The sequence below is a fragment of the Streptomyces sp. NPDC059524 genome (assembly GCF_042749255.1).
Taxonomy (GTDB): Bacteria; Actinomycetota; Actinomycetes; order Streptomycetales; family Streptomycetaceae; genus Streptomyces; species Streptomyces xanthii.
Genome location: NZ_JBHYTK010000254.1, coordinates 1 through 7,158 on the forward strand (window position 1 = coordinate 1; position 7,158 = coordinate 7,158).

The 7,158-nt window shown below is 73.3% G+C and carries 9 protein-coding genes; 1 reads left to right on the plus strand and 8 read right to left on the minus strand.

Going from position 1 to position 7,158, the window contains the following annotated elements; all coding sequences use genetic code 11:
• Window positions 1-119: 119 nt before the first annotated feature.
• From ACFW9D_RS37225 to ACFW9D_RS37240, 4 genes are all read right to left on the minus strand, one after another.
• Window positions 120-581, minus strand: coding sequence for an ester cyclase (locus ACFW9D_RS37225; RefSeq protein ID WP_188341966.1), 462 nt, complete (start codon window positions 579-581; stop codon window positions 120-122).
• Window positions 582-595: 14 nt separating this feature from the next.
• Window positions 596-1,648, minus strand: coding sequence for a zinc-binding dehydrogenase (locus tag ACFW9D_RS37230; protein WP_384629804.1), 1,053 nt, complete (start codon window positions 1,646-1,648; stop codon window positions 596-598).
• Complete coding sequence (locus ACFW9D_RS37235; protein WP_384629806.1) at window positions 1,645-2,508, minus strand: NAD(P)H-binding protein; 864 nt, start codon at window positions 2,506-2,508, stop codon at window positions 1,645-1,647. Before ACFW9D_RS37235 ends, ACFW9D_RS37230 begins: the two co-directional genes overlap by 4 nt.
• 134 nt (window positions 2,509-2,642) lie before the next feature.
• Window positions 2,643-3,428: a TetR/AcrR family transcriptional regulator gene (locus ACFW9D_RS37240; RefSeq protein WP_384629808.1), complete on the minus strand. Its 786-nt coding sequence runs from the start codon at window positions 3,426-3,428 to the stop codon at window positions 2,643-2,645.
• A gap of 113 nt (window positions 3,429-3,541) precedes the next feature.
• Here ACFW9D_RS37240 and ACFW9D_RS37245 point away from each other — a divergent pair, with 113 nt between their 5' ends.
• A complete protein-coding gene (locus ACFW9D_RS37245) occupies window positions 3,542-4,171 on the plus strand; it encodes a DUF2269 family protein (RefSeq protein ID WP_384629810.1) in 630 nt (209 codons plus the stop codon).
• Window positions 4,172-4,174: 3 nt separating this feature from the next.
• Here the strand turns inward: ACFW9D_RS37245 and ACFW9D_RS37250 are convergent, their stop codons facing one another.
• The 4 genes from ACFW9D_RS37250 to ACFW9D_RS37265 form a co-directional block, all read right to left on the minus strand.
• Window positions 4,175-4,879, minus strand: coding sequence for an indole-3-glycerol-phosphate synthase (locus ACFW9D_RS37250; RefSeq protein WP_384629812.1), 705 nt, complete (start codon window positions 4,877-4,879; stop codon window positions 4,175-4,177).
• Window positions 4,876-5,574: an N-(5'-phosphoribosyl)anthranilate isomerase gene (locus ACFW9D_RS37255; RefSeq protein ID WP_384629814.1), complete on the minus strand. Its 699-nt coding sequence runs from the start codon at window positions 5,572-5,574 to the stop codon at window positions 4,876-4,878. The genes ACFW9D_RS37250 and ACFW9D_RS37255 overlap by 4 nt, the downstream gene beginning before the upstream one ends.
• Window positions 5,574-6,254, minus strand: a complete 681-nt coding sequence (locus tag ACFW9D_RS37260; protein WP_188341959.1) for a transglutaminase family protein — start codon at window positions 6,252-6,254, stop codon at window positions 5,574-5,576. Before ACFW9D_RS37260 ends, ACFW9D_RS37255 begins: the two co-directional genes overlap by 1 nt.
• Before the next feature lie 38 nt (window positions 6,255-6,292).
• The coding region (locus tag ACFW9D_RS37265; protein ID WP_384629816.1) for an acyl-CoA dehydrogenase family protein at window positions 6,293-7,158 on the minus strand (866 nt) is incomplete at its 5' end.

Sequence of the window (7,158 nt, forward strand, 5' to 3'; positions counted from 1 at the left end):
GGGGGGGGGGCGGCCCGCGGGGTTTTTGGGGGGGTGGGGGGGGGTGGGGGGGAAGGGCCCCGGCCCTGGGCCGGCCGGGGGCCGGGCGCAGGGCCGTTTCGCGGGTGCGGTGCCGCTCGTCACTGGTCGTCGGACGGCACGAACCCCAGTTCCTTGAGCATGGGCAGGTAGTTGAAGACGTCGTAGTGCTCGATGATCTTGCCGTCCGCGTCGAAGCGGAGCTCCTCGAGCATGTACCAGGTGACCTTCTTGCCCGTGGGGGCCTTGCCCATGAACTCACCGAGGTGGGTGGCGTCCACGGTGATGCGCAGGATGACGCGGTCGTCCTCGGCGACGGCGCTCTTGACGTCCAGGTGGAGGTCGGGGAAGGCGGCGAGGCCGCCCTTCATCGCACCGATCATCTGCTGGGTGTCGACCTGGCGGTCCTCGGAGTAGTGCCGGATGTCCGGCGCCCAGTGCTCGAGGATGCCGTCCAGCTCCCAGCGGTTCCAGGCGGCGGCGCAGTCGAGGGCGATCTGCTTGTTGCGCTGCTGGACGGTGGGGGCGGCGGGGATCGCCGGCTCGGCCTGTGTGGCGGTCATGTCGGTGGTTCCTCTCAGGGGATCAGGACGTACTTGCCGACCGCGCGGCCGTCGAGGAGCTCGCGCAGGGCGCGGGCCGCGTCGTCGAGCGGGAGGCGGCCGGCGATCTCGGGGCGCAGGACGCCCTGGCCGAGCAGCTCGTACATGGTCGCGAGGTCGGCGGCGAAGTTCTTGCCGGGCTTGACGTAGTACATGCGCATGCGGCGGCCGCCGGTGCGGCCCAGGAGGCGGGCGAGGGCACGGGTGAGGCTGCGGCGCAGGGCGGGCAGGTGGGGGCGGAACCACTGGCCGGGCCGGTAGCCGGCGACGGAGGAGTCGAAGGAGACGAGGGTGCCGCCGGGGGCGAGCATCTTCCAGCTGTCGTCGAGGCCCTTGCCGCCGATGTGGTCGAAGACGGCGCTGACGCCGTCGGGGGCGAACTGCCGGACGGCGGCGGGCAGGTCGGGGGTGCGGTAGTCGAGGGGTTCGGCGCCCATGTCCCGTACGGCGTCGTGCTTGGCGGGCGACGCGGTGCCGATGACGCGCAGGCCGTGGTGGACGGCGATGCGGGTCAGGACGGAGCCGACGCCGCCGCTGGCGCCGTGGACGAGGACGGTGTCGCCGGGGGCGGCGTCGGTGAGCCGGTGGAGCATCTGCCAGGCGGTGACGCCGTTGGTGACCAGGGCGACGGCCTCGGCGGCGTCGAGGTCCTCGGGCAGGTGGGCCAGGCAGGCGGCGGGGATCTCGGCGTGGGTCTGCCAGCCGCCGTAGCGGGGCATGGCGGCGACGCGGTCGCCGTTCGCGAACCCGGTGACGCCGGCGCCGACCTCGACGATCCGGCCGACGAGGTCGTAGCCGGGGACGAAGGGGAAGCGGGGCGGGAAGGGGTGCAGGTGCTGGAGCATCTGCACCTCGGCGTAGGAGACGCCGGCGGCCTCGACCTCGACGACGACCTTGCCGCGGCCGGCGGTGGGCCGGTCGGTGGCGTGCGTCTCGATGTGCTGCTCGGGCTCGCCGCTGCCGGTCATCCGGACGGCGCGGCCGGTGCGGGCGCGGTGGGTGGTCTCGGTTCCTGCGGGGGCGCTCATGCGGCGGTCCTCGTGGTCTGCGGGGTGAAGGCGTCGGCGTGGTCGGCGGCCCACTGCGCGAAGGTCAGCGCGGGGCGGCCGGTGATCCGCTCCACCGTGTCGACGGGGGTCGGGGGGTGGGCGACGGCGTCGGCGAGGTAGCCGAGGACCATCTCCACGACGGGCGCGGGCATGGCCCGGCCCATCTGTTCGCGGGCCTGGTCGGGGGTGATCTCCTCGAAGGCGACGGGCTGTCCGACGGCGGCGGCGATGGCGGCGACCTGGTCGCGCTGGGTGATGGCCTCGGGGCCGGTGAGCACGTAGGCCTGGCCGGCGTGGCGTTCGTCGTCGAGGAGTGCGGCGGCGGCGACCGCGGCGACGTCCTTCTCGTGGATCAGGACGCGGGGGGCGTCTCCGTAAGGGGCGCGGACGACGCCCTCGGCGCGGACGGAGTGTCCCCACTTCCACAGGACGTTGGTGGCGAACTCGTCGGGGCGTACGAAGGTCCAGGTGAGGCCGGAGGCGCGGACGGCCTCTTCCACGGCGCGGTGGTGTTCGCCGCTGTGGTTGTCGCCGGACTCGTCGAGGACGGACGAGGAGGAGAGCACGACGATGTGCCGGACGCCGGCGTCACGGGCGGCGGCGACGATCTCGCGGGCGGTCTCGGGGACCGGGAAGAGGTAGAGCTTGTCGACGCCGCGCAGGGCGTCGGTGACGCTCGCGGGGTCGGTGAGGTCTCCGGCGCACACCTCGGCCTGTGCGGGCAGTCGGGCCGCGGCGGGATCGCGGGTGAGTGCCCGCACGGTCACGTTCTCGGCGAGGAGCCGGTCCACCACGTGGCGGCCCACGGATCCCGTCGCGCCTGTCACCAGTACTGTCACGCCAGTTCCACCCTCGTCACCCTGGGTCTCAGCTCGGTGAGACGTCTCGGTCGGTCTGTGGTGACAGGGTCGGGGCCCGGTCTGGAGGGATCCCTGAGATCCGCTGGACCGGGCCCCTGACCGGCCGCTGCCGGTTACCGGCTGCCGGCGGCGGCGCGTTCGGCGACGTAGGTGGCGATGCCGTCCAGGACGCGGTGCAGGCCGAACTCGAAGCCGCCGTCGTCGCCGAAACCGGAGCCGGGTTCCTCGAAGACCCCGGACATCCAGACGCGGGTGAGGGTCGGGTAGCGGGTGAAGGGGATCAGACGTTCCAGGACGGGGCCGCTGCGCTCGAACCACTCCTGGTGGCTGAGGCCGGTGCGGCGTTCGTCCTGCAGGGCGTCGGCCTCCTGGACGGTGGCGCCGCGCACGTAGCCGTTGACGAGGTTGACGACGGCGAGCATGTCGGGCTCGGTGAGGCCGGTGGCGGAGACGGCGTGCAGGACGCCGTCCCACACCGCGGTCTCGTGGGGCCCCATGAGCATGCGGGAGCCGAACAGGGCGGGCATCCAGGGATGGCGGCGGGCGATGTCCCTGATGTCGCGCGCGTACAGCTCCAGGGCGGCTCTCCAGTCGCCCTCGACCTCGGACAGGGAGGCTGCCTCCGAGAGGACCTTGTCGAGCATGCAGTTGACGAGTTCGGCGCGTCCGTGGACGTAGGTGTAGAGGGACATGGCCGACACGCCGAGCGGTTCGGCCACTCTTCGCATCGCCAGCGCGTCCAGGCCTTCGGCGTCGGCGACCGCGATCGCGGAGTCGACGATCCGGTCGACGGTCAGTCCCTGCTTGGGTCCCCGCGTGCGGGGAGCCGGTTCCCGATGGTCCCGCCAGAGCAGGGCGAGGGTGCGCGCCGGGTCCGCCGGGCGGTCCTTTCTGGCCATTCTCGTGACGTCCTCTCGCTCCACAACAGAACTCCGTACTATATAAAGGGTTTCCCCTTACGGCATACGGAGTTTATGCCCCCACCCCCCATGAGTCCCAGGAGGCATGAGACTTGACCGCTCCCGTCCCCACCGCCACCACGTCCACCCCCGCCGCCGCGCAGCGCGAGCGGAAGGAGAAGAAGGGCAGGAAGAAGTTCGAACTGAGCCGCAGGGCACGGAAGCTGACCCTGGCCGTCCACGTCGTCACCTCCGTCGGGTGGGTCGGCCTGTCCCTGGGCATGGTCGTCCTCGCCGTCATGGGCTGGACCACCGACGACCCCGCCGTCGCCAAGGGCGTCTACAAGGCGATGTACGTCTTCGACGACACCGCCGTGACCGTGTTCAGCGTGTTCGCCGCGCTCAGCGGGATCCTGCTCTCCTGGGGCACCGCCTGGGGCTTCATGCTGCACTTCTGGATCATCGTGAAGTGGGTCATCACCCTCTTCATGACGGTCTTCGCCTGGTTCGTGATCCACCCGATCGTCACGCAGGCCGCGAAGAACACCGCGGACTCCGCCGGCTCCTCCTCGGGCCCCGGCTGGCCCGGCGACTTCCTCCTGTGGAGCGTGCCGGCCCTGTTCGCCCTGCTCACCGTCGCCGCCGTCGTGTCCGTCTACAAGCCGTGGGGCCGCACGAAGCGGGGCAGGGCCAAGTCGCCCGCCGCACGCCGCAAGAGGGCCGCCGCGAGCGCGGCGTCCTGAACGTCAGCGACCGGGCCCGCCTCTGCGGGCCCGGTCGAACCGCGCGATCCACTCCGGCAGGCTGCCCGCCGTCAGCAGTCCGGTCCCGATCAGCAGGCCGTCGAACCCGGCGTCCAGCAGACCGGCCGCCGTGCGCGGACCGTCGATACCGCTGGCACTGACCGCGCACCCGGTCCCCGTCGCCCGCACCGCCGGCAGCAGGGCCGGACCACGCGTCAGATCGCCCGCACCCCGCTCCCCCGTGGCGATGTCCTTGTTGTTGACGGCGACCACACAGCTCTCGCCGTACGGCACGGCAGCCGCCTCGGCCGCGTCGGCGACCTCCACGAACGGGGTCAGGCCCAGCTCCAGGGCCGCCTCCGTCAGCCGCTCCAGCGTGCCGGCCGCCAGCAGACGAGCCGTCAGCAGCACGGCGGAGGCGCCCAGTTCCCGGCTCCGGCGCAGCTGGCCCCGGCTCGTGACGAAGTCCTTGCGCAGCAACGGCAGCGAGGTCAGCGCCGCGACCTCGGCGAGGAGCGCCTCGGTGCCGCCGAACCAGCGCCCCGTGACCACCGACACACAGGGCGCCCCCGCCGCCTCGTAGGCGGCGACGACCTCGGCGACCGTACGGCCGCCGAGCAGCTCCCGGCCGTCGGCGTCCTGGCGCTTGACCTCCATGACCACCGGGCGGGCCGCCGCGCGCAGCGCGGCCGCGAAGTCCGCGCTCACGCCGCGGCCTCCCCACGCACGCCCCGCTCGCCGCGCCAGGCCCGCACCACCGCGCTCGCCGCCTCGGCGTCCAGCGTGCCGAGCGGGCCCCGGGCCGCGGAGTCCACGTCGATGCCGAGCAGCCGGGGATGGTCGAGGACCGTCTCGAAGTCGTCGCGGTTGTGCGCGCCGATCCCGCCCGCGAGCAGGAACGGCAGCGTGGTGCGTGCCGCGAGGTCGAGCACCGCGGCCGGGTCCGCGCTCAGCCCGGTGCTGCCGATCCGTCCGTCGGCGGCCGCCGTGTCGAACAGCAGGAGGTCGGCGCCCGCCCGCTCGTACGCGGCGACGAGCGGACCCTGGAGGCAGCGCCCTGCCGGGTCCAGGTGCAGCACCTTGACGATCCGCAGTCCGGGCGGCCCGTCCCGGCGCAGCCGGCGCACCAGCGACGGCGGCTGGAACCCGTGCAGTTGGACCCAGGACAGGCCCGCCTCGGACACGACGGACAGCAGCCGGCCCGCGTCTTTGCCGAAGGTGACCAGGACCGGTTCCACCGTGCCGGTGCGGCGGGCGGCGCCCGCCAGCCGCGCCACCTCGTCGGCGGCGAGGTCGTGCGGGCCGCCCGGGACGCCGCACCACAGGCCCACGAGGTCCGCGCCGGCCCCGGCCACCGCGCGCACCTCCGCCTCGGTCGTGGCACCGCACACCTTGACCAGCATCAGGCCGTCACCGTCCGCGCGGCGTCGGCCTCCAGGGACCCGGCGGCGAACGCCGTCGCGTCGCCGGACTCGAACAGCCGCGGGTGCGCGACGCGCAGATCGGCCAGGATCCGCTCGTAGGGCAGATCGTCGAACTCGCCGTGGAAGCGCAGGAACTCCATGTGGCGGCGCCCCTCGGAGTCGAAGGGGTGGTACAGGCTGTCGCCCGTGCCGTCGAAGTCCAGCGGCGCCATCCGGTACAGCCGGCACAGCTTCTTGTTGAACACCGGGGTCGCCTTGACCCAGCGGCCCTCCAGGTGAACGGAGGTCAGTCCGTGCTGGTGGAAGACGTCTCCGCCGACGAGCTCCCTGAGCCGCTCGGAGGCCAGATGGTTGCGGACGTCGGCGAGCACGAGCCGGGCCGGGACGCCGAGCGAGCGCAGACCCGCCGCGAACAGCACCGACTTGTGCAGGCACATCCCGGACCCGGCGCGCACGACCTGGCTGGCGCGCAGTCCCTCGCGCGACAGGTCCGCGCCGTACACCTCGTAGCGGATGCCGTCACGGACCGCGTGGTAGAGCGCGACCGCGGACTCGGTGGGGGTGCCCGGGCCCGAGGGGAGGGCGGCGGCCACGAAGGCACGCACCTCGTCGGACTCGTGGTCGAGGAACTCGGTGGGGCGCAGGGCGTTGGGGTACATGCGGCGTTCTGCTTTCGTCGGGGGCGGCGGGGCCGGCGTCACAGGCCGAGCAGGGCGGCGATGCGGTTGCGCTGGGTCTCGGAGGTCCCCGAGTAGATGGTCCCGGCGACCGCGTTGCGCAGTTCCTTCTCGATGCCGTACTCGGCCATGTAGCCGTTGCCGCCGAAGATCTGCACCGCGGCCAGGGCGGACGCCACGTTGGCCTCGCTGGTGACGAGCTTGGCGATGGCGATGTCCTCGGTGACGTTCTCGCCGGCCGCCATCCGCTCACCGGTGTCGTAGAGCCAGCGCCGGGAGTTCTCGACGCCGATGCGCAGGTCCACGAGGCGGTGGGAGACAGCCTGGTTGGAGCCGATGGGCCGGCCGAACTGGACGCGTTCCTTGGCGTACCGCAGGCAGCGGTCGAGCCGGTGGCGCATCTCGCCGGCGTTCACCACGAACGTCAGCAGGATCTCCCAGCGCATCACGTACTCCATGACGAGGTAGCCGCCGCCGACCCGGCCCAGGACCCGGTCGGCCGGGACGCGGCACCCGTCGAGGAACAGCTCGCACAGCGGGGAGGTGCGCAGGCCCATCTTGGCGATCGGGGCGCCCACGGTCAGCCCCGGTGTGTCGCGCTCGACCAGGAAGGCGGTGTAGCCGAGCGGGCCGGGCCGGTCGCTGGTGCGGGCGTAGACGGTGATGAGGTCGGCCACGGGGCCGTTGCTGACGAAGGACTTGCTGCCGTCGAGCACCCAGCTGTCGCCGTCGCGGCGGGCCCGGGTGCGCATGGCGAGCGCGTCGGAGCCGCTGTCCCGGGGGGTGGGGGGGGTGGGGGGGGGGGCCGGCCACCCCGCGCCTGCGGGCCGGGCGGGGGCCGAGTTGCCGGGCCCGCCCCCGCCCGGCGGGCCCCCCCCCCCCCAGC

Coding starts and splice junctions, on each gene's coding strand:
- ACFW9D_RS37225 (WP_188341966.1), bottom strand. CDS start 581: ATGACCGCCACACAGGCCGAGCCGGCGATCCCCGCCGCCCCCACCGTC.
- ACFW9D_RS37230 (WP_384629804.1), bottom strand. CDS start 1,648: ATGAGCGCCCCCGCAGGAACCGAGACCACCCACCGCGCCCGCACCGGC.
- ACFW9D_RS37240 (WP_384629808.1), bottom strand. CDS start 3,428: ATGGCCAGAAAGGACCGCCCGGCGGACCCGGCGCGCACCCTCGCCCTG.
- ACFW9D_RS37255 (WP_384629814.1), bottom strand. CDS start 5,574: ATGCTGGTCAAGGTGTGCGGTGCCACGACCGAGGCGGAGGTGCGCGCG.
- ACFW9D_RS37260 (WP_188341959.1), bottom strand. CDS start 6,254: ATGTACCCCAACGCCCTGCGCCCCACCGAGTTCCTCGACCACGAGTCC.